Raw genomic sequence first — 18,880 nt, 5'->3', positions numbered from 1 at the left:
CGCCACGGTGGTAGGCTGCGCCAGCAAAGTGAATGTCGGTTTCCCACGACGTTGCTTACATTCACCCCCCGCCAAATGGATCGCCAAGACCAGACATTCAATGAGACCGGAACTGGTATTCCCCGTCTTTCTACCAGTCATAAGCCTTGGGCAATGCGCCTTCCTGCGGCTGCATGTAGCGGTTGCGCAGGCGGGTCTGGTGGTTTTCCAGTGGTTGTTCGACACCGTCGATGAAAACCGAAACCACGCCGCTGGTCATTTCCAGCGGGTCGCCGTCCCAGATCACCAGATCACCGGCCCGGCCGGCTTTCAGGCTGCCGAACTTGTCACCCATGCCGATGGCGTCTGCCGGGCCGGAGGTGATCGAGGCGATCGCCTTGTCCCATGTGAGGCCGGACGCGCGCGGTACGCGGGTCAGGCCCACCAAATTGCCGGCGTATTGCGTCGCGTGGCGCGGCTGGTCGGCAAAGGCACCAAGCGAGACGCGGACCCCGGCGGCGGACATGCGGCCGACGTTGGACTGGGTGGCGGCCAGGTGTTCGAAGTCGCTCGGCAGGTCGCTGAGCGGCTTGGCGATCACCGGCACGCGGGCCTGGGCGAGTTCACCGGCAACCTGCCAGCCCTCGGTCGCGCCGACGATGACCAGCTTGAGCAGCGGGAAATCGGCCTTCAGCGCCAGCGCGGCGCGGATGTCGGCGGCGCGTTCGGCGCGGACGTAAAGCGGCTGCAATCCGTTGACCACCGGCACCAGCGCGGCAGCGTCAAAGCGGTTCAGCACAGTATCGCCGGGCCGCTCGGGAGTGGCAGTCGCCAGCCGCATGTCGGCGGCGGCCACGTTCGGCCCATGGCGGCGGGCAAGGTCGCGCGCTTCGGCCAGCGCGTTGCGCAGCACGGCATGGGCGGCCACGCGGCTGCCCCCGGCGATGCGCCCGCCGTCCTCACCCAGTTCGACGAACTGGAAGGCGCGCGATTGCACCACGGGGTCGCTGTCCGCACCCAGATCGATGACCGCGCCTTGTCCGGCAAAGATCGAATTGGTCGCGCCGCCGATCACGGCCGCGCGGGTCACGCCGGCAGCGCGGCTGATCGCGATCGGCTGGGCCGACGGATTGATCGCCGCCGAATAGTCGAGCGCTGCACCGAACGGCGCGCGGCTCGATCCGGTGTCGTTGCTGGTATCGTCCGACTCAACATCGACAAGGCCGAGGTCGGTGACGGCGACGACAATCCCGGGGGTGACGAACTTGCCGCCCGCATCGATCGTGCGCATCCCCGCCGGAACCGCAACGCCGATGCCGGCGCTGACCACCTTGCCACCCGAGACGATCACGGTGCCGCCGCGGATCGGGGCCGAGCCATCGCCGATAACCAGCGTGGCATTGGTCACTGCGACCGACTGCGCGAGCGCCGGTGCAGCGGCGAGCGAGAGCAGCGCCGTGGCTGCGAGTGCCGTTACGCGGGCGCTCATTTCACGTCTCCTTCACCGGGCTGGCCAAGTTCGAAATCGCTGACCGGTCGGCGTTTGGGATCGGCGGCGTCGAACATCAGCGCGCCATCGATCCATACCTTGTCAGGGTGTGCATAGGTGCTCAGCGGGTGGGCATTCCACAGCACGACATCGGCCATCTTGCCGGCGGCAAGGCTGCCGGTCTGCTTGTCGATGCCCATTGCGGTCGCCGGGTTGAGCGTCAGCCAGCGGATCACTTCCTCATCGGTGATGGCAATCCCGGCACGTTTTGCATCACCCTGCACCTTGGCGGCTTCCTGGTTGAGCCGCTGGATGCCGTTTTCATCGTCGGAGTGGATCACTACGCAGGCGCCGGCCTTGTAGAGCAGGGCGGCGTTTTCCGGGATCGCATCATAGGCTTCCATTTTGAAGCCCCACCAGTCCGCCCAGACCGCGCTGCATACGCCGTCCGCCTTGAGCAGGTCGCCGATCTTGTAACTTTCCACCGCGTGGTGGAAGGCGGTGACCTTGTAACCGAACTCCTTGGCCATATCGAGGACCACGGCCATTTCATCGGCGCGGTAGCAGTGGTTCTGGATGAGGATCTCGCCGTCGAGCACGCCCGCGAGCGTCTCCATGGCAAGGTCGCGGCTTTCCAGTTTTCCGGAATCGCGCTTGCGGCGATAGTCCTGCGCCTTGATCCAGGTCGCGCGGTTGACCGCCAGGTTGCCCATGCGGGTCGAGGGCATGCGGCCCTTTTCGCCGTAGACGCGCTTCGGATTCTCGCCGCAGGCCATCTTGAAGCCATAAGGCGCATTGGGAAACTTCATCCCCTGCATGGTGCGCGAATAGACGTTCTTCAGCGTCACTGACCGGCCGCCCATCAGGTTCGCCGAACCGGGCAGGATCTGTAGCGAGGTCACGCCGCCATTGGCCAGTGCGCGGCTGAAGCCGGGGTCCTGCGGCCAGACCGAATGTTCGGCCCAGACCTCTGCCGTGGTCGGCGCGGTGGCTTCATTGCCATCCGATAGCCCCTGAATGCCGGGGCTTGGATAGTCGCCAAGGTGGCTGTGAATGTCGATGATGCCGGGGGTCACGAACTTGCCGGTGCCGTCGATCACCTGCACGCCTGCGCCGGCTTCGATCTTGCCCTTGTGGATCGCCACCATCCTGCCGTCGCGGAATTCCACGCTGGCATTGTCGAACCGGTGGCCCTCGCCGTCGAACACCGTGGCCCCGACGATCAGCGTCGGGGTGCCGGCATAGGGACGATAGGTCGAAGGATAGGGGTTCTTGTCGAAGCTGGCCGCTGGCGAGGGCGTGGACTTCTTTTCCTTGTCCTTGGCTCCGCTAACGGGAGCCGCAAGGATCAAGGCCAGCGCTGCCGCGCCAAACGATAGGTTCAAACGCACGGTTGTGCCCCTTTGTCGTGTCAGAAAGCGCGGACCCCGATTGTCTCAGGGTCCGCGCATCAGGTTTTGGTCTAGCGGTCTTCCAGCGTGTCGAGATGCATCCATCGCTTCACGATCGGTGACAGCAGCAGGACAACGGCGGCAGCACCGATCGAGATCCAGCCGAACATCTCATAGACTTCGAGCAGCTTTTCCTTGCTCATTTCGCCGCCATGGCCGCCGGTGGCCTCGCCGATCTTGCCGGCGACGAAATTGCCGACCGCGGTCATGTAGAACCAAGCGCCCATGATCAGCGATGCTAGGAACTTTGGCGCCAGACGGTTCATGGCGCTGAGGCCGACGGGGGAGAGGCAGAGCTCTGCGGTGGTGGCGAGCAGGTAATAGAGGAAGATGAAGATGACCGGCGTCATCGCGGCAATGCCAAAGGCTTCCGCCCCCCAGACCAGCGCCAGGTTGGCAAGGCCCATCTGCGCCAGCGCCAGGCCGAACTTTGCCGGAGCCGAAGGCTCCTTGCCGCGCTTGCCCAGCCATACCCACAGGCCGGCAAACAGCGGGGCCAGCAGGATGATGTAGATCGGGTTGATCGACTGGAAGATCGCCGCCGGCACGTCGCCGCGGTCAACGAAGCGGTCAGTGAACAGGTTCATCGATCCGCCCGCCTGCTCGAACAGGCCCCAGAACAGGGGGTTGAGCGAGATCAGGAAGAGGATCGCGAACATGCGCTCGCGTGCTTCCTTGGGCAGCTTGAAGCTTTCGTACAGAACGTAGCCGAGCAGCGAGACACCCGCGACGATCAGCAGCGTCTGGATGACGTCCTGATACTGGACCAGCGCCCAGATCACCGCGACAGACCCCAGGCCGATGCCGTAGATCAGCCATTCCTTGCTTTTCGTCAGCACGACCGGCGCTTCGCCTGCGCCGTTCAGCGCCCGCTTGCCGAGCACGAAGACGACGAGGCCGGCAAGCATGCCGATGCCGGCAAGGCCGAAACCCCAGCCCCAGCCGATCGTCTGGCCAAGATAACCGACGAGGATGGTGCCGATAGCGGCGCCGACGTTAATGCCCATGTAGAAGATGGTATAGGCGCCGTCGCGGCGCACGTCGGTCAGCTTGTACAGCTCGCCGACCATCACCGAGATGTTGGCCTTGAGGAAGCCCGAGCCGACAATGATGAACGCGAGGGCCGCCCAGAACACGTTGATCGTCGGATCGTTCTGTCCGCCAACGCCTTCCACTGCCATCAGGCTGTGTCCGGCCGCGAGCAGCAAGCCTCCGAACAGCACGGCCTTGCGCTGGCCAAGATAGCGATCAGCCAGATAGCCGCCGAGTACCGGGGTGATATAGACCAGGCTGGTATAGGCACCGTAGATCAGGTTCGACTTGCTGTCGGAGAATAGCCAGTGCTGGGTGAGGTAGAAGATGAGCAGGGCGCGCATGCCGTAGTAGGAAAAGCGTTCCCACATCTCGGCGAAGAACAGCATGTACAGGCCCTTGGGGTGGCCGGCGAACTCAGGCTCCTTCTGGATCGCAACCTTTGCCCCGATCGCCAGGAATATGCCGAGGACAACCACGGCGATCGCCGCGATCCAGTCCCCTTCATTCCACAGTGCCATGTCCTTCATTCAATACTCCTCACTCACAGCCCCGCGCGGCATCGTTTCATGCCTGCGCCAAAGCGGGCACCCTAGCGCGAAAATGGCCGAGGGGAAGAAACTAATTGCCAAAGAAACCACATCCCTTGCTGCCGCCGCGCTTGCGTGAAGCGCTGTATTATGGCACTGATGCACCTATGAAACAGAGCCAGCCGGTCTACCTCAAGCTTCGCGACCTGATTGCCGCCGCGATCATCGATGGCACCTATCCCGAAGGCGCAATGCTCCCCTCGGTCCGTGCCTTTGCGGCAGAGAAGGGCGCCAACCCGCTGACCGTGGCCAAGGCCTATCAGCTGTTCCAGCTTGAAGGCCTGGTCGAAGTCCAGCGCGGGGTGGGCATGTATGTTGCCAAGGGCGCGGCGGAGCAGCTTCGTCAGGCCGAACGCACCACTTTCGTGACGAAGGAATGGCCGGTCATCGCCGCGCGGATGCGGATGTTGGGGCTGGAACCGGCAGATCTGCTCGCAGGGGTCTGATTTTACGCGATTCAGGCAATTGCACACTTCTGATCTTTCTGGCAGAGTGCAGCTACGTTTTTCAGGTCCTCTAGGGGAGGGGGTCGCAACCTGGGACAGGATAAGGCCGCAAGTGCGGCAATGGGAGTGACCATGATCCGTTCCGAACTTCTACTCGCCCTTGCCAAGGAAAACCCCGAATTGCGCGCCGAGGAAGTCGAGCGTGTGGTCGATATCTTCTTTGACGAGATCAGCGAACGGCTCGCCCAGGGCGGCCGTGTTGAACTGCGCGGCTTTGGCGCGTTCTCCACCCGCGAACGCGAAGCCCGCACCGGCCGCAACCCGCGCACCGGCGAATCGGTCAGCGTTCCGGGCAAGAAAGTTCCGTACTTCAAGCCCGGCAAGGAAATGCGCGCGCGCCTCAACGTGACCTGACGGCAGTTCAGCTGGGCAGTCCCATCGGTTGACTGCCATGCAACACCGGCCCGCTTCCCTTTGCTGGGAAGCGGGCCGATGTCGTTGTAGGGGGTGGATACCGCTTCCGCCCTGCCGTAAGGCGGACAAGCGCGGACGTGGCGGAATGGTAGACGCCGGGGACTTAAAATCCCCTGATCCTTGATCGTGTGGGTTCGAGTCCCACCGTCCGCACCAACCAGCCCCGATCGCCGCACCTCAATCCGGGATATGATCCCGCGTCGTCACTTTGCCGGCACCTGCATGATTTCGTACCGGTAGCCATCGGGATCGGAGACAAAGAAGATCAGTTTGCCCTCTGTGTCCGGCACGGAGTAACCAGCGTCCTTCAGGCGGGCGGCGGCCTGCGCGGCGTCTGGCGTCCTGATCATGATCCGGCTGAGACCGTCACCGAGCGCCAGCGGCGGCACCAAGCGGACATCGGGACTGCGCTGGCGCAAAAGGATGAAGGGCGTCCGCGCCGCTCCCGGTGTGGTCAGGACCGCCCCCGGACCCGGCTTGCCGGGGAGGCGGGACGCGACCTGAAGGCCCAGTCCTTCGGTATAGAATCTGATCGAACGTTCCAGGTCAGTGACCATCAGCACTGGCCCGGCGATCTGCGGTGCAGCTGCTGGTGCAGGAGTTTGCGCGGCCACGCTCCCCGGCAAGATGGCGGAGAATCCCAGCAGGACTGCGAGCAGGGGCGAAAACTTCATCGGGATTCCTTTCAGGCGACGAGCTCGGTGATCGTCCGGTTCGTCTCCATGGACTTCACGCCCCATTTCTCGACCTGCACGCCCATCGCCTGCTGGATGCTGAGGCCGACGCGCGAGGCCGGATCGGCGAGCCCGGCCTTGTGGAAGCCGGTGCGGATGCGTCCCTGCGCCTTGCCCACAACCATCATCGGAATGCCTTCCACTGCGTGGCTCTTGGCGATCGAGCAATCAGAGTGGGCGAACAGCAGCGTGTTGTCGAGCAGCGTGCCATCGCCCTCCTTGATCGCGGCGAGGGCGTCGATGAAGTCGCGGAAGGCGACCATCGACTTGGCCGCGAAAAAGGCGACGTTTTCCTGATAGCCAAGTTTAGGGTTGACCGGCTCTTCGTGCGTGAGCGTGTGGTGCGTGTCCGATGAGGCTGAGCGGCGCAGGTTCGATGCCGTGTCGGAGAACAGCATGTTGAACACCTGTGTCTGGTTGCAGGCGAGCGCATTCGCCAGCAGGCCCGCCATCAGCTTGTGGTTGGCCATGACATTGTCGATCTCGGCATCGATTACCGTTTTGGGCGGGGCTGCCGGCATCTGGAAGTTTTCGATCCGGGCCGGGGGTTGCAGCTGCAGTTCGAGCTGTTGTTCGAGCTGGCGCACCGAGGTGAAGTATTCATCGAGCCGGTGCCGGTCGGAAGCGCCCAGTGCCTTCACCAGCTTCTGCCGGTCCTCGGTCACGGCAGACAGCACGCTCTGGCGCACCATCGTGCGCGGATCGGCAGCGAAGCCCGACTTACTGGGATCCTGAAAGCCTTCGCCGAAGATCCGCTGATACAGCATCAGCGGCGAGGTTTCGCTGGGATTGGGCGAACCGGCACCGCGGAACGAATAGGAACGCTCGATCCCCGATGCGCTCAGTTCGATTGACCGGAAGCGCGATCCCTTGCCGATCTGTTCGCCGATCAGCACGTCGATCGTCGGCGCGGCTGCCGTTTCGCCGGGAACCGGGATACCGGTGCGCAGGCCGAAGTTGCCGGTCTGGTGCGGCTTGTTCGCCACGCCGTCGAGCTTGACGTCATAGCCGGAGAAAATCGCCATTTGATTGCGATAGGCGGCGAGCGGCTCAAGATCGGGCGGCAGGACGAAATTGCTCCCCTCGGTGGCCGGGATCCAACGTTCCGGGATGAAGCCGCAACCCCAGATCCACGTGCCGAAGCGCAGCGGCAGTCGTTCCCCGGTCGCCGCGAGGGCCTGACCATTGCTGCCAAGGAAGATGTCGAGAAAGGGTAGCGACACGCCAACGGCCGCGCCCTTGACGGCTCCGCGAAGGATCGTGCGGCGGGAAAGTCTGGTCATGAACTGCCTTCCTTTTTGGTGCTTTTCTTGCCGTCAGCCACGGCCGGCGGCGGGGTGACGGCATAGAATGTCCGGCTGAGCGCAATAGCGCGCATCAGGGCGGGCAGGCGGTAGCCGTTGGCGGCGAACTTCGCGCCCAGATAGTCGAGGTACGGCGCTTCGCCATCGCTGGTCGCGCGGCCGATGGCTGAACGGTAGAGCTTGTCGACCAGACAGGTTGGTGTCGCCGGGTTCTCTTGAAAGGCCTTGCCCAGACCCTGCGCACCGGTGAACTTGGTGCCGCTAAGCGAGCCGCTGAGGTCAAGCGCAACGCCGTTCTCCTTGGCGCGGAAAGTGCCCGCGCCGTCGAAGCTTTCCAGCGTCAATCCGATGGGGTCGGTCAGCTTGTGGCAACCGGCGCAGACCGGATTCGCATTATGCTCGGCCAGCCGCATGCGCGCGGTCGAGCCGGGGCGCGTGACCTGATCGACGGCGGTGAAGTTCACGTTCGCTGGCGGATCGGGCACCTTCTGGCAAAGCAGGATCTCGCGCAGGGACTTGCCGCGCAGCGTGGCAGATGACCGGCCCGGGTGCGAATGCAGCGCCAGCATGGAGATGTCGGTGAGGATGCCCGAACGCTGGCTGGCGGCGGAATACTCCGCCTGCTCCCAGCCGTTGCGGGTCGCCACCGGCACGCGGTAAATCACGCCTAGCGGCCGGGTCAGCCAGGTCTTTCGCGTGGTGAAAAGGTCACGGTAATCGCCCGAATCGGTGACGAGGTGCGAGACGATCGTGCGCAGGGTCTGTTCCTGGGCATCGCGGGCCACGTTTGAATTGTAGGCGGGGTAGATGGACGGGTCCTTGAACAGGTCATTGAACCCGTCGAATTGGAGCATGTCCCAGAAGAACGCGCGCACGGCGGCTTCGACACGCGGCGAGGCGAGCAGGCGGTCGACCTGCTGCTGCAAGCCGCCGGGCCGGTCGAGATCGCCGGCACCGGCAGCGCGCAGCAGCTCATCGTCGGGCGTGGAATTGGTCAGGAAGTAGCTGAGCCGGGCGGCGCGCGACCATGCGTCGAGCCGCCATGCGCCGGCCCGCGCCGGGTCCTTTTCCATCCGCTCCATCCGCATCAGGAAATGCGGCGACTGCAACATGCCGACGAGGGCGAATTCCAGCCCCTGGTGGAACCCGCCCAGCCGCACCTGCGCTGCCTTGGCCACGGCAAGGAAGCGGGCCTGTTCGTCACGGGTTAGCGGCCGCCGGAAAAGCTTCAGGCCATAGCTGTCGATGAACTTCGTCGCGCAGGCGGCATCGAACGCATTTTCCGCCTTGGGCTTGCACGGCACGAACTGTGCGCGGCGCTTTTCGCTGGTGACGTCAGCGGCGATGCTTCGCGCGGAAATGTCATACTGTTCGAAGCTGAAGGGCGACATTCCACCCATGCTGGTGCCGATGGCAATCAGGCCCTGTTCGCGCAGGCCGCGTTCGAACCGTCCGGCAATCGGCACGTCGGAGGCAAAGACATCGGCGATTGTCGCGCGGTATTGCGATTCGGTCAGCCGGCGCAGTGCGGGGGCACCGCTCGTCGCAGCGGGTTCGACCATGGCTGGCGCGCTGGCGTCGGTCTGGGCTTCAAGGCGTGCGGCGCTTGTCCCCGCACCGACCAGCGCAAGGCAGAGGCCTGCGCCCGCGGCCAGTGTAGACAGTCGTGTGATCAATCGGGACATCTGTATCACCGGACAGCTAGAGGAGCATTGATGCTCTGGGTCTGAGTCTGGACCACGAAGGCCGGGATCAGCCTGATGCGGTACTGCGTGGAAATCGACGTGCAGCGTCCAGTGGCATCGGGATGGCCGTCAGCCGCCTGCCGCAGGGCATGATAGGCCCCATGGCACGAATAGCCGAGCGCGCCGGCGCGGCCCATCGAGGTGTTCAGCCGGGCACGCTCGGGCGCAAGGTCTCCCTTCGCAGTCCTTGCGGACCGCGCGCCGAACTGCACGTCGTACATGGCATCGACCGGGGTGAACCCCGCCAGATGCCCTTCCAGACTACCGTCGGGATTGACCACCAGTCGCAGGCGGGCGTCGCGCAGGACGCGGTCGGTATAGGCTCCATTGACGACATTGTGCAGCCGCACGTCCGCCGGATCGATGGTGAGGACGCCGCCGACGATCCGCCCGCGCGTAACCGCTCGGTACCGGGGATCGCGATCGACGGCATAGGTGGCGAAAGCAAGCGGCTTGCGATCTGCGCTCAACTGGACCGGATCGGCGTTGGCGGAAATGGTCACTTCGATGTCGGGATCGTTGGTGAGGCTGTCGACCTTGCCCAGCGCGATCAGGATGCCCCACGATCCGGTGAGCATTTCCGTCTGGAAACCGTTGGCTGCACCGCTCGACTGGAAGCCGGTCATGCAGCCCACCACGCGGTAGAACTGGTTGTCGACCCCGGGCTTGCCATCGGTGCCGGGGAAGTCCTTCTGCCCGCAGCTCCCAGCCGGCTTTCCGCCCTCGTCGAGGTCGATGCCACCGACCTTGATGTTGGACCCCGTCACCATGCGCCAGTTCGGATCAGGCAAGCCCGCCTCGGGGTTCAGGCAGAGGTTGCGACCATCGGGCGCAGTGTTTATTGTCTGGCTGAGGCGGCGTTCGAAAGCCTGGGGCGTTTCTCCCTCGCGGCGTTGCCCTTCAGGGCGCTTGCGCAAGCCTTCGATCAGCGCGCGGGCGCCGCCGGTCATACCAGCTGGGCAGGCGGTCGAATCCTTGGCATCGGGGCCCAGCGCATAGGCAAATTCGGTGGCGACGAAGCCTGCCTGTCCGCCCCTGACGATCTCCTCCTCAAGCTCCGGAGTCATGGCTGGCACTGCGGTGGCCGCGGGCACAACTTCCTTCGCCGGAAGGGTGGCAGCAAGAATCGCCGGGGCCAGCAGGCAGGTGCCGGCCATGGCGACAAGCCAGACCTTTCCGCGTATTCGGCCAGCCACGTGATTCGACACAGCGCTCTCCCAGTTGTCATTCCAGTATGGCGAACCCGGCAGTTTGCCGCCGCGGGACGCTTTCAGACAAGGATATAACCCGGCACCGCGTTATCCGTATTTCGCTGCAGCAACAAACCGCGTTTCGGCCCGTCCGCGTAGCTCCGGCGCGGCGGGGTGGGGCGGGGCACATTTCACGCCAGAAACACTTTCCGTTGGCAAAGGGTGTAGCCTTCGGACATCGTGGACGCCGCAATGCAAGACAAACCCGCAGGACCATCGATCCTCGTCGTTGATGACGACCCCTCCGTGCGGGCGGTGGTAGCGGATTTCCTGTCGGCCAATGGTTACCGCGTTCATGCCGCCGGGGATGGCCCCGCCATGCGCCGCATCCTGAGCGAGCACGACATTGCCATCGTCCTGCTGGACGTCATGCTGCCGGGCGAAGACGGCTTTGCGCTCGCCCGCGAACTGCGTGAATTCAGCGATGTCGGCGTGATCATGCTATCGGCCCGGGGAAGTGAGGCCGACCGGGTGAACGGCCTTGAATGCGGCGCGGACGATTACCTGCCCAAGCCGGCTGCTCCGCGTGAACTGCTGGCGCGGATCAGGGCCGTCCAGCGCCGCTATCAGGGCGAGCGCGGCGTAAGGCCGCAGGGAACCGGCTATGCCTTCGATGGCTGGACCTTCGATCCGGTCCGCCGGGTTCTGCGCGACCGGGCGGGAATTGTCGTCAGCCTGTCAGAGGGTGAGTTCGAACTGCTGCTCGCCTTCGTGGAGAACCCCGGCCAGATCCTCAGCCGCGACCAGTTGCTCGAACTGGCGCGAGGGGAAAACTCGGACGCGTTTGACCGGGCGGTGGACGTCCAAGTCAGCCGTCTGCGCCGCAAGCTCGCCCAGTGTCTTGACGGCGATGCCATTCGCACGGTGCGCGGCGAAGGCTATCTGTTTGCGCCGGTGGTGATCCGGCCATGATCGCTCGGGCACGCATCTGGTTGAACTCGATGCAGGCCTATATGATCGGCTTCGCGTTCAGCGTGATCGCGTTGTTGACGGCGGTCAGTATCCTCACCGTGGAATTTGCCGCACCGCCGCGCCTCGCACCGCTGTCGATCTACGATCTTGGCCGGGTGATAAAGGGCGAGGACACGGCGCGCGGCGGCCTGGACAGCGAGTTCACGGTAACCAGCGCGCAGGAGCCCGCCGCGCCATCTACCGATGTCGAACGGCGGATTTCCCGGGCCCTCGCCGAAGAAATCGGCCAGCCGCCCACCGACGTGCGCGTCTATCTCGGCAATCGGTCGACGCGGTACTTCACCTATGTCGAGCGGCAACTCGACGCCTATGACCGCGACGGCCGGGCCAGTCCGACCATTACCGGCACTATCGCTGCCGGCGTTCGGCAACCGGATGGTCACTGGCGGACCTACACCCGGGCAAGCGGCAACGGCTTCGTCGACGTCTGGACCCTGCTGCGGGCGAGCCCGTGGATCGGCGGGCTGATCATCCTGCCGTTCAGCATGTGGTTTTCGACCCGCATTGCCCGGCCGGTGCGCGCCTTTGCCCAGGCCGCGAGCCGGGTGCGCGATGGCCAGCAGCAGTTCCCGGTGCCGGTAATCGGCCCGAACGAGACCCGCGTCGCAGCAGTCGCGCTGAACGAGATGCAGTCCCGCATCGCTGCCTTCACGCGCGAGCGCACGACGCTGGTCGGCGCGATTGCCCATGACCTGCGCACCCCGCTCAACAACCTGCGTTTTCGCATTGCCGGTGCGCCGGAGGCGATCCGGGCCGGGGCGGAATCAGACGTGTCCCAGCTTGACCGCCTGATCAGTTCGATCCTCGATTACGTCGAGAACGACGGCAAGGTGCTGGCGATCGAGACCATCGACCTGACCTCGCTGCTCCAGAGCCTTGTCCACGACAACAGCGATCTTGGCCGCGACATCGCGATAGAGGCGGTCGAGGCAAGAGTGGCTGGCGACGTGGTCATGCTCCGCCGCCTGTTCACCAACCTGATCGACAATGCCTTCAAATTTGCCTCAAAAGTCTCGGTCCGCGTGATCTGTGACGAGGCATCGGCGACCGTCGAAATCCTCGACAATGGTCCCGGAATGCCGCCTGAGGATCTGGAGCGCGCCTTCGAACCGTTTTTCCGCGCCGAACCCTCGCGCAATCGCGACACGGGGGGAATAGGCCTCGGCCTGTCGATTGCGCGGTCGATTGCCGTGGCACACGCCGGCACTCTGACGATCGAAAATGCGCCGCAAGGCGGTCTGCTAGCCCGGGTAGTGCTGCCCCATAGCGGGCCGGCGAAACTGGAGGAAAGTCATTGAAAAAATCCATTTTTGCCTGCGCGGCTCTGGTCGCGGCGATCCCGGTTCATGCCCGGCCTGCGCGCGAAGTCGAACTGTTCAATGGCCGCGATTTCAGCGGCTGGACCTTTTTCCTTGAGGAGAAGGAATACAATGCCGGGGGCAAGGGACGCATCGCCGATTTCGCGCGGGTGCTGCCGGGCGGGATCATCGAGATCAGGCCCCGCATGCACGGCGCCCTGATGACACGGCGCGACTATCTCAATTACCATCTCAAGGCTGAATTCCGCTGGCCGGAGCCGGGGCCGCGCGATGACAGCGGGCTGTTCCTGCGTATCCGGCCGCCTTTCGTGTGGGACATGGTCCACGGCGAGCAGGCGCGGTTCTACATGTTCCAGGTACAGCCGGGGAACACCGGAGACCTCTGGGTGATGGGTTATAGCGAGTCCCTGCTCAAGACCGATCCTGCGCGCAGTTTCAAGCCATTCGGCACGCTTGAACTCGGACCCGGAGGGCATATCCGCCGGCATCTGAAGCTGGCCGATGCCGAACGTCCTGCGGGCGAGTGGAACAGCCTTGAGGCCGTGGTCAGCGGCAAGACGATCAAGGTCTTCGTCAACGGTCAACAGGTGAACGAAGGCGCCAGTCTGGTTGACCTGCCGGGGCGGATCGGCCTTGAATCCGAACGCGGCACGATCCAGTTCCGCAACTTGCGGCTAAAGCCTCTGGAGTGACTCCTGCATCGAGGCAGGTCGCTAACCGGATGACCTAACGGGATGGGCTGCCCGCCCGGATACGCTTGCGGAACTGGTCGGGCGTGGTGCCGGTGGAACGGCGAAAAGCGGCGGTGAAGCTGGACTGCGATGAAAAACCCAGAATGCTCGAAATGTCGGCGATGCAGGTATCTGAGTAGAGCTTGCGCTTGGCCGCCTCGATCCGCGTCTGCGTGAGGAAGTCGCTGATTGAGCTCCCCCGGCTGGCCTTGAAGGCGCGGCCGAGCTGGCGTGATGATAGCCGGCAAAGCTTCGCCAGTTCGCCCACGGATGGAAATGGTTGCGACCGGTCGGCAATCCGATCATCGATCAAGCGCATCCGCCACGAGGCGAGACCACCTTTTTCATCGGTCGAGCTGGCAGCTGCGAAATAGCGCGCCAGTTCTATGGCAAGAATAGAGGCCAGCGATTCGCATAGCTCAAGCGAGCCGGGACCGGGATTGCGCAGTTCATGATTGAACCTGAGCATCAGCGGCCGGATGGTGTCGCTGGCGATATTGAGCGATGCCTCAAGCCGGCGTTCGGTCCAGGTGAAGTCTTCGGGAAGCCACTTCTCCACCGCCGAGGCCTGCATCTGGCAGATCAGCGACGCGTGGCGTCCACCCGCGCTGTTCAGTTCCGTGCGCATGCGTGGCGGAATGGCAATCAGCGAACCCATCTCTATGGTCCGCGCCGGGCTCCAGTGATCGACGAAGCGAGCAGACGAATTCGGCCGTCTTGGTGTCAGACACAGATCGACCCAGAAGACCTTGTCGCGCCGGAATTTGAACTTCTCCGGCGCTTTGTGGTTCAACTCCGCGATGAACACATGGGCGATAGACAGCTGGACTTCGGCTGCCACGACAAGGTTGCGGGCCGGATCTGTACTCCGGCCCTCCTTCGGGGCATCGGTGATGTCGCGCATTAATTCCATCGCGATACCTCCATCACGCTGCGAACTACCGGGCCGCGGCGGGTTACTGGCAGCCGGTATTACCGGCTCTTGGCATTTCCATGAAGGAGATGCTCGCCGGCGGGAGGTTGATCAAGCCCCGCCGCTCCATGACCGGTACGAGCCGGGGAAGCGCCTTGCCGCCCACCAGGGCTAACCGCCTGCCATTGAGCGCCGCCGCCTCGTTGGCATCCCCTGCCGCCGTCAAGGTGAAGCGGCGAACCGGGCCGCCTAGCTCCAACGCGGCAGGAACGCCTTGGTCGAGGTTTATCGCGACAACGGTGACGCCGCCGCTCACGCCGCGTTGGCAATGGGCATAGACATGAAGCGTCCCTTGGTTGGTCCCGGCGTCCAGAACCTTGGTGCCCATCGTGCGGCGCCACAGCAGAGCGGCCCAGTAATTGGGCCTTGGAAGCCAGGTGCGGTCGTCGATCAAGGCATAGTCGCTAGCCGCCAGCGTGTTGTGAAACACGATCGAAACATCCTGTTTGGCAAGGCGTCCCAATTGATCGACATAGCGGAACGTATCGACAAAGGTGGAAGACCAACGATCGCCGCCGCAAGCGGTTTGTGCCATCTCGGTAATCCAGATCGGTGCACCCGGCGCGACCTTTTCGCGAACATTGCGGTAAAAAGACTGTGCCTGGTCGGCCCTCGCAAGCCACGATTCGGTCAGAGCGTCAGCCTCGCTTGTAGTGACATCCGTGCCCCTGCGTTCGCCAAGTGACTTGCAGCGCTCGGACACGGCTCCATAAAAGTGGTGCGAAAAGACATCGAAGGTCGATGGCTCCATGGCGCTGAGCAGGCGCATTGTGCTCATCTGTTCGGGCAGGTTGGCGAATAACTTGAACCCCGCCTCTCCGGTCGAGCCAGGCCCTACCAGAAGGGTGGAGGGCGAAACATCGCGCAAGAGGGTGCGTAACGCCCTGTGGTCCCTGGCGAAGTCGGCTGGAGCATAAGGCTTTGGCCGCACGTTCGGCTCGTTCATCAGTTCCACCGCATCGATACGGCCACCGATCGAACGGGTGAAATCAAACAATCGGCGGGCGCCTTCGGGATTCCACGCGCCATCCTTGCTGCGGGCACCATCGCTCACGGCGAAAGAGGTAAGCACCCTAGCGTCCACCGCCTTTCCAAATTCGATCACGCCCGCCCATTGCTTGCGGGTCAGCACGCCTTGGTAGCCAGCGGGCGCTGGCCGAGGTGCCGCATCGTCGTCCTGAAAATGGATGGCGTTCGCCCAGCTGCCGCTTACTCGCATGTACGATGGTGCCAGACCCTTTGCCAGCACGCGCAGCCTGCGGTTGCGCAGGTCGATCGGTTCGCGCTTCTGGTAAGCGTCGGTGGCGAACTCGGTGCCGTGCGGACCGACGGCAGGCTTGGGCGGCGCCTCGCCAGCCTTTGGGTAGGGGGCCCAGAAGTTGCCGCCCGTCACCTCGACGGATTCGACGTTGTATGACTGGTAGCGCTCAGCCACCTGTCCGATCTGCGGCAGCGCCGTCGGCTGGATTTTGCGGACGCGAGGGTGTCCTGCATCGGCGTTTGCGCCGCCAAGCGGGACTGCCAGCGTGGCCAGCGTAGAGGCGGCCAGACCGAACGTCAGCAAGCTCTTGCGCATCAACTTCTCCAATGTTGCAGGACTTCCAAAATGCCGTCAGTCCAAGGCCAATGCCGCAATCTGCGAACTGATCCAGCGCCGCTCCCACAGGTTTTGGCCGCCGGTGTGGTGGTCAAGCATGATCAGCGCGTCGCGCGTCGCTCGCCGGACTTCGACATCATTTGCACCATCCGCAGCTGCGAGCCGGAGCAGGTGCAGCGCTTCCAGTGGCTGGCCCAGTTTCACGAATTCACGGGCCTTTGCAATCATCGGGGCAGCGCCGCCGACAAGTTCGACAATCGCAGGTCCCACGCTTTCAACAGGGACGCCGTAGAGCTCGTTGGTGCCGCGCGCTGGATCGAACCAGCCGGAATATTCGTGCCAGATGGCGCGGATATTCCATGATAGCTTTCCGTATTCCTCGGTGAGGGTCAGAGCTTCCGGCATGCGGATTTCGTGCATCATGGTTTGCAGGTCGGTGCCGGCATTCATGCCCTTGACCGTTTCGTCATGCATCCACTCGACGGCATCCGCGATGCGGGCGGTGATGTCCGCGATGTGCGCTTCGCCGCGAATGTCTTCGTGGCCGGTAAGGATCTGCACCGGTCGCAATGCGCGCAAGGCTCGGACGGAAGCGACGAACTCCATCGCTGATCGCGGCTTGTCGCCGCGCAGCGTGTTGAGATTGGGGTGATTGCCGAAGAGCGGCCCGAACAGGTTGCCGACAATGGCAATCCGGTCAGCCGGCAGCCAGACGATCACGGCCGAGCGCGTTTCGCCCCCCGGTGTCCAGATAACCTCGAATTCGCGCCCTCCGACGGCAAATTTCAAGCCTTCGTCGCCGATCAGCCGGTCTGGCCCGACCTCGGCAGTAGGCACCATGTCTTCGGTGCGACCGGTGATCCCGCCAAATATCCGGCGCGAGCCGCGGCGATAATGCTGCGAGAGCATTTCGCTGATCTGGCGTTCCTGCGGATAGAGTTTGTGCGCGATGACTTCGTTCTGCGGCGTCTTGTAGACTTCAAGCCCGCCGTACTGATTGGCGTGGCTCTGGGTCAGCACGATCCGGGCAATCGGCGAGGTCGATACCTTGGCGAACAAGTCCTTGCCCCGCTTGGCATCGGCCAGGGTGCCCGCATTGACCAGTACGCTATCGCCGCCGGTGGTGACCAGATAGCTGTTGCCCACCCCGCGGCATTCCCAGATGCCGGCTCCCCGCGAGATTGCTTCGGCCTGGCCCTGTCCTGACTTGACCATCTGTGCGGCGCGCAGATTGCGATCCGATAGGTCCTGCTCTTTTCCGCCCATCCTGCTCACCCTTTTCCTTCGCGGGCATGGCCGCTGGAAATGTCCTGCCATAAAGCTGCTCAAGCGGGACTGGCGCAAGCGCGGCAGGACCTGCGCGCCCACATGCCCTTCGATTGGGGCCGATTCAAAACAATTTGTCGGCCTTGCGACAGTCCAGCGGCTTGCCCCTTGGCGGCCGGGATGGTGAAACCCGCGCAAATACCAGTTCGAACGATGGGAAAGCGGATGTCACTGACGTTTCAACAAGTGGTCGAAGGCGCAAGGGCAAAGACCGGCGGACTGCCCGACCCGGATTGCGATTCCTGGCGTGAAGGTCTCGAGATCCTCCTCAAGGATCATGCAAACCAGCAACGTTTGACCGAGCGCGGCTGGGCCAGCGTCCGCAATCGCTACGTCGATTGCCTTGCCGAGCGGATGGTGGTGGATGACTATCACCGCCGCCATCCCGAACTTGCCAGCCAGCCGATCGAGCGGCCCGTGTTCATCCTCGGCATGCCGCGCACCGGCACGACCATGGTCAGCTACCTGATGGAATCAGACCCGGCGAACCGCACGATGCTGCGCTGGGAAGCCTATAACCTGGCACCGCCGGCCGCGCCCGGGGCACTGCGCACCGATCCGCGCTGTCTGGCCGAAGTCGCCAAGGACGAGATGATTCTCAAGGCTGCGGCGAAAGTGGCGGCGGCGCACTTCGAACCCGGGGACAGCCCGACCGAATGTGTTCATCTGCTGGCACAGGATTTCCGCTCGCTGATGCTGGCAGTCGTCACCACTACGCCGACCTACCATGACTGGCTGTTGTTCACCGACATGGCCAGCGCCTTCGAGCACCGCAAACGCGCAATGCAGATCATGCAGTCGACCAATCCCGGCCGCTGGGTGCTCAAGATGCCGTCGGATTCGCTGTTCGTGCGGCAGATCTTCAAGACCTTTCCCGATGCTCGGGTGATCTGGACGCACCGCGATCCCTATGCGGCGGCGGCATCGGCATTCGGCATGCGCGGCGCCTCGCGGCCGTTTTCCGAAGTCGATGCCGGGGCGGACTACATGCGCCGGCATTTCCCGCTGCAGTTCGCGCTCCACCTTTCGCGACCGCTGGAGGTGAGCAAGGAGCGGCCCCAGGATTTCTACCACCTCTATTACGACAGCCTGATCGCCGACCCTCTCGCCGAAATGCAGCGGGTCTATTCCTGGCTCGGGGACGACTGGACCGAGGCCAGCGAGCGCGCCATGCGTGGCTGGCTGTCCGACAACCCCCAGAACAAGCACGGCAAGCACGTCTACAGCTTTGAGGAATGGGGCCTGACCAAGCAGGACATGGAACCCTATTTCTCGGATTACCTGCGCGCCCATCCGGTCGAACGAACGAAAGCATGAGCGCAGGCATGTTTGACCTGACCGGCAGGGTCGTGCTGGCGACCGGCGGCATCCTGTTCGTCGACGGCGACCGATCGGTAAGGTCGAAGTAGACCCGCAAGGCTCAAATGTGCCGAATGAGATGTTTTGTTTCTAATCGGCCATGAAAGGG

Annotated in this window: 16 protein-coding genes and 1 tRNA gene; 7 read left to right on the top strand and 10 right to left on the bottom strand. The window is 63.7% G+C overall.

Annotated features, from left to right (window positions below; genetic code table 11):
* Positions 1-130: 130 nt before the first annotated feature.
* From WG900_RS09310 to WG900_RS09300, 3 genes are all read right to left on the bottom strand, one after another.
* Entirely contained in the window at positions 131-1,468 is a 1,338-nt protein-coding gene (locus tag WG900_RS09310; RefSeq protein ID WP_339966594.1) for an amidohydrolase family protein, read from the bottom strand.
* A complete protein-coding gene (locus WG900_RS09305) occupies positions 1,465-2,859 on the bottom strand; it encodes an amidohydrolase (protein ID WP_417597405.1) in 1,395 nt (464 codons plus the stop codon). The genes WG900_RS09310 and WG900_RS09305 overlap by 4 nt, the downstream gene beginning before the upstream one ends.
* A gap of 71 nt (positions 2,860-2,930) precedes the next feature.
* Positions 2,931-4,481 (bottom strand): peptide MFS transporter, encoded by a 1,551-nt coding sequence (locus WG900_RS09300; RefSeq protein WP_339966593.1) that lies wholly within the window; start codon positions 4,479-4,481, stop codon positions 2,931-2,933.
* A 167-nt stretch (positions 4,482-4,648) separates the two neighbouring features.
* Between WG900_RS09300 and WG900_RS09295 the strand changes: the two genes are divergently transcribed.
* From WG900_RS09295 to WG900_RS09285, 3 genes are all read left to right on the top strand, one after another.
* Positions 4,649-4,987 carry a GntR family transcriptional regulator gene (locus WG900_RS09295; RefSeq protein ID WP_339966591.1) on the top strand — a complete coding sequence of 113 codons (339 nt, stop codon included), beginning with the start codon at positions 4,649-4,651 and terminating at the stop codon, positions 4,985-4,987.
* A 132-nt stretch (positions 4,988-5,119) separates the two neighbouring features.
* The gene (locus tag WG900_RS09290) at positions 5,120-5,401 is read left to right on the top strand and encodes an integration host factor subunit beta (RefSeq protein WP_310533081.1); all 282 of its coding nucleotides are present in this window, start codon (positions 5,120-5,122) and stop codon (positions 5,399-5,401) included.
* A gap of 131 nt (positions 5,402-5,532) precedes the next feature.
* A tRNA-Leu gene (locus tag WG900_RS09285) sits at positions 5,533-5,617 on the top strand.
* A gap of 47 nt (positions 5,618-5,664) precedes the next feature.
* Here the strand turns inward: WG900_RS09285 and WG900_RS09280 are convergent.
* The 4 genes from WG900_RS09280 to WG900_RS09265 are packed head-to-tail and all read right to left on the bottom strand — an operon-like array spanning position 5,665 to position 10,440.
* The gene (locus WG900_RS09280; RefSeq protein WP_339966590.1) at positions 5,665-6,135 is read right to left on the bottom strand and encodes a VOC family protein; all 471 of its coding nucleotides are present in this window, start codon (positions 6,133-6,135) and stop codon (positions 5,665-5,667) included.
* An 11-nt stretch (positions 6,136-6,146) separates the two neighbouring features.
* Complete coding sequence (locus WG900_RS09275; protein WP_339966589.1) at positions 6,147-7,478, bottom strand: DUF1552 domain-containing protein; 1,332 nt, start codon at positions 7,476-7,478, stop codon at positions 6,147-6,149.
* Positions 7,475-9,184 carry a DUF1592 domain-containing protein gene (locus WG900_RS09270; protein ID WP_339966588.1) on the bottom strand — a complete coding sequence of 570 codons (1,710 nt, stop codon included), beginning with the start codon at positions 9,182-9,184 and terminating at the stop codon, positions 7,475-7,477. Before WG900_RS09270 ends, WG900_RS09275 begins: the two co-directional genes overlap by 4 nt.
* 5 nt (positions 9,185-9,189) lie before the next feature.
* Positions 9,190-10,440, bottom strand: a complete 1,251-nt coding sequence (locus WG900_RS09265) for a hypothetical protein (protein ID WP_339966587.1) — start codon at positions 10,438-10,440, stop codon at positions 9,190-9,192.
* 246 nt (positions 10,441-10,686) lie between these two features.
* Here WG900_RS09265 and WG900_RS09260 point away from each other — a divergent pair, with 246 nt between their 5' ends.
* Genes WG900_RS09260 through WG900_RS09250 form a run of 3 tightly spaced genes read left to right on the top strand, consistent with a single transcriptional unit; the run spans position 10,687 to position 13,477 of the window.
* Positions 10,687-11,406 (top strand): response regulator transcription factor, encoded by a 720-nt coding sequence (locus tag WG900_RS09260; RefSeq protein ID WP_339966585.1) that lies wholly within the window; start codon positions 10,687-10,689, stop codon positions 11,404-11,406.
* Positions 11,403-12,764 (top strand): sensor histidine kinase, encoded by a 1,362-nt coding sequence (locus WG900_RS09255; RefSeq protein WP_339966584.1) that lies wholly within the window; start codon positions 11,403-11,405, stop codon positions 12,762-12,764. Before WG900_RS09260 ends, WG900_RS09255 begins: the two co-directional genes overlap by 4 nt.
* The gene (locus tag WG900_RS09250) at positions 12,761-13,477 is read left to right on the top strand and encodes a 3-keto-disaccharide hydrolase (protein WP_339966583.1); all 717 of its coding nucleotides are present in this window, start codon (positions 12,761-12,763) and stop codon (positions 13,475-13,477) included. Before WG900_RS09255 ends, WG900_RS09250 begins: the two co-directional genes overlap by 4 nt.
* A gap of 34 nt (positions 13,478-13,511) precedes the next feature.
* On the opposite strand, the gene WG900_RS09245 is transcribed toward WG900_RS09250, so the two are convergent.
* From WG900_RS09245 to WG900_RS09235, 3 genes are read right to left on the bottom strand one after another with little or no spacing between them, the layout of a single operon-like run.
* On the bottom strand, positions 13,512-14,429 hold the full coding sequence (locus WG900_RS09245; protein ID WP_339966582.1) for a helix-turn-helix domain-containing protein: 918 nt from the start codon (positions 14,427-14,429) through the stop codon (positions 13,512-13,514).
* Positions 14,430-14,472: 43 nt separating this feature from the next.
* Positions 14,473-16,065, bottom strand: a complete 1,593-nt coding sequence (locus WG900_RS09240) for a glycosyl hydrolase family 79 N-terminal domain-containing protein (RefSeq protein ID WP_339966580.1) — start codon at positions 16,063-16,065, stop codon at positions 14,473-14,475.
* A gap of 36 nt (positions 16,066-16,101) precedes the next feature.
* Complete coding sequence (locus tag WG900_RS09235) at positions 16,102-17,352, bottom strand: alkyl sulfatase dimerization domain-containing protein (RefSeq protein ID WP_339966579.1); 1,251 nt, start codon at positions 17,350-17,352, stop codon at positions 16,102-16,104.
* A gap of 225 nt (positions 17,353-17,577) precedes the next feature.
* On the opposite strand from WG900_RS09235, the gene WG900_RS09230 reads away from it, so the two are divergent.
* Positions 17,578-18,729, top strand: coding sequence for a sulfotransferase family protein (locus WG900_RS09230; protein ID WP_339966578.1), 1,152 nt, complete (start codon positions 17,578-17,580; stop codon positions 18,727-18,729).
* Positions 18,730-18,880 lie beyond the last annotated feature (151 nt).

It is taken from the genome of Novosphingobium aquae (assembly GCF_037572715.1).
In the GTDB taxonomy this organism is placed as follows: domain Bacteria; phylum Pseudomonadota; class Alphaproteobacteria; order Sphingomonadales; family Sphingomonadaceae; genus Novosphingobium; species Novosphingobium aquae.
This window is presented reverse-complemented; position numbering and strand designations above follow the sequence as displayed.